Origin of the sequence: Streptomyces sp. NPDC006283, from assembly GCF_040613325.1 — a bacterium.
Taxonomy (GTDB): Bacteria; Actinomycetota; Actinomycetes; order Streptomycetales; family Streptomycetaceae; genus Streptomyces.
The window spans coordinates 1-2,852 of sequence record NZ_JBEXRZ010000394.1; the positions used below are offsets into that span (position 1 = coordinate 1).

1 protein-coding gene is annotated in these 2,852 nt (G+C 68.7%); it reads right to left on the minus strand.

The genetic code is table 11. The features are described 5' to 3' along the window. Positions 1-144 precede the first annotated feature (144 nt). Positions 145-2,715 carry an aminopeptidase N gene (gene pepN, locus ABZ070_RS36455; protein ID WP_356640395.1) on the minus strand — a complete coding sequence of 857 codons (2,571 nt, stop codon included), beginning with the start codon at positions 2,713-2,715 and terminating at the stop codon, positions 145-147. Between the last annotated feature and the right edge of the window lie 137 nt (positions 2,716-2,852).

The window sequence follows — 2,852 nt, forward strand, 5'->3', positions numbered from 1 at the left end:
AGATCATATGACGACGGGCGGGAGCATATCCCGGTCCGCGCACGGGGTTTGACGCCGGGTCATTGCTTGTCGGGTATGTCCGCGAAGGAAAAAGCAAAGAGGCGCGCTGGGCGATCGCCCGGCGCGCCCCAAGGGCCTGTTCGACTACTCCGCGGCCGCGTCCGCGGCCTGGGCCTTCAGCGCACGCTCCACGCCGGCCCGTGATTCGGAGACCAGGCGGCGCAGGGCCGCGTTCGGCTCGGCCGACGCCAGCCAGGCGTCCGTCGCGTCCAGCGTGGCCTGCGAGATCTGCAGCGACGGGTAGAGCCCGACCGCCACCTGCTGCGCCATCTCGTGGCTGCGGGACTCCCACACGCCCTTGACCGCCTCGAAGTACTTCTCCGTGTACGGGGCGAGAAGTTCGCGCTGGTCGGTCTGGACGAAGCCGGCGATCGCCGACTCCTGCATCGAGTTGGGGAGCTTGTCGCTCTCCACCACCGCGGCCCAGGTCTCGGCCTTGGCCTCCGGGGTCGGCCGCGCGGCGCGCGCGGTCGCGGCGTGCCGCTCACCGGCGGACGTCTTGTCCCGCTCGTACTCCCCGGCGATGTCGTCCTCGTCGTACACACCCACCGCGGCCAGCCGCTCCACGAACGCCCAGCGCAGCTCGGTGTCGACCGCCAGGCCCTCGATGGTCTCCGTGCCGTGCAGCAGCGACTGGAGCAGGTCCAGCTGCTGCGGCGTGCGCGCCGTGGCGGCGAAAGCCCGGGCCCACGCCAGCTGGTGGTCGCTGCCCGGCTCCGCCGCCCGCAGATGCGCCAGCGTCGCGTCCGTCCACTGCGTCAGACCGGCCTCGCGCCATGCCGGCGCCGCGTACAGGTCGAGGGCCAGCTTGACCTGGCGGTGCAGAGACTGGACCACACCGATGTCGGACTCCTTGCCGATCCCTGACAGGACCAGCGACAGGTACTCGCGGGTGGCGAGCTCGCCGTCGCGGGTCATGTCCCAGGCGGAGGCCCAGCACAGAGCGCGCGGCAGGGACTCGGTGAAGTCGCCCAAGTGCTCGGTGACGTTCTTCAGGGACTCCTCGTCGAGGCGGACCTTGGCGTAGGACAGGTCGTCGTCGTTGAGCAGGACGACGGCGGGACGCTGCTTGCCCACCAGCTCGGGCACCTCGGTCAGCTCGCCGTCGACGTCCAGCTCGACGCGCTCGCGGCGCACCAGCTTGCCGGCGTCGTCCAGGTCGTAGAGGCCGATCGCGATCCGGTGGGGGCGCAGCACAGGCTCGCCCTTGGCGCCGGCGGGGAGCGCAGGCGCCTCCTGCTTCACCGCGAACGCGGTGACGGCGCCGGAGCCGTCCGTGGTGATCTGCGGACGCAGGACGTTGATGCCGGCCGTCTCCAGCCACGCCTTCGACCAGGTCTTCAGGTCCCGGCCGCTGGTCTCCTCCAGCGCGCCCAGCAGGTCCGACAGACGGGTGTTCCCGTACGCGTGCGCCTTGAAGTACGCCTGCACGCCCTGGAAGAACTCGTCCATGCCCACATAGGCGACGAGCTGCTTGAGGACCGACGCGCCCTTGGCGTAGGTGATGCCGTCGAAGTTCACGAGAACGTCGTCGAGGTCGCGGATCTCGGCCATGATCGGGTGGGTCGAGGGCAGCTGGTCCTGCCGGTACGCCCAGGTCTTCATCGAGTTCGCGAAGGTGGTCCACGAGTGCGGCCACTTGGAGCCCGGCGCGTACGCCTGGCAGGCGATCGAGGTGTAGGTGGCGAACGACTCGTTCAGCCACAGGTCGTTCCACCACTCCATGGTGACGAGGTCGCCGAACCACATGTGGGCGAGCTCGTGCAGGATCGTCTCGGCCCGCACCTCGTACGCCGCGTCCGTCACCTTCGAACGGAAGACGTACTGGTCGCGGATGGTGACGGCGCCCGCGTTCTCCATCGCTCCCGCGTTGAACTCCGGCACGAACAGCTGGTCGTACTTGGGGAACGGGTAGGGGTAGTCGAACTTCTCCTGGAACCAGTCGAAGCCCTGCCGGGTGACGTCGAAGATCGCGTCGGCGTCCAGGAACTCCGCCAGCGACGGACGGCAGTAGATCCCGAGCGGGACGGACTGGCCGTCCTTCTCGTACGAGCTGTGGACGCTGTGGTACGGACCGGCGATGAGCGCCGTGATGTATGTGGAGATCCGCGGCGTCGGCTCGAAGACCCAGACGTTGTCTTTCGGCTCCGGGGTCGACGAGTTGGAGATCACCGTCCAGCCCTCGGGGGCCTTCACCGTGAACTGGAACGTGGCCTTGAGATCGGGCTGCTCGAAGCTCGCGAATACGCGGCGCGCGTCGGGGACCTCGAACTGCGTGTACAGGTACGCCTGCTGGTCCACCGGGTCGACGAAGCGGTGCAGACCCTCGCCGGTGTTGGTGTACGAACAGTCGGCGACGACCTTCAGTTCGTTGGCGCCCTCGTGCAGGTGCTTCAGCGCGATCCGCGCGTCCCGGAAGACCGCGGCCACGTCCAGCGACTTGCCGTTCAGCACGACGTCGTGCACGGCGGGCGCCACCAGGTCGATGAACGTCTCCGCGTTCGCCTCGGCGGACGAGAAACGCACGGTGGTCACGGACCGGTAGGTACCGCCTTCCTGCGCCCCGGAGAGATCGAGGTCGATCTCGTACGAGTCAACGGTGAGCAGGCGCGCACGCTGCTGCGCCTCTTCACGGGTCAGGTTTGTGCCAGGCACCCGGTCATCTCCTCGGTATGTGATGTTTGTGGCACATCCTTCCACGAGGCGGCCGGTCCGGCCGGAGGACGACGGGATCAAGCACACCTCGCCGCGCGGGGGGCTGCGCAACCTCGACGCCGTCTTCCCGGGACGCC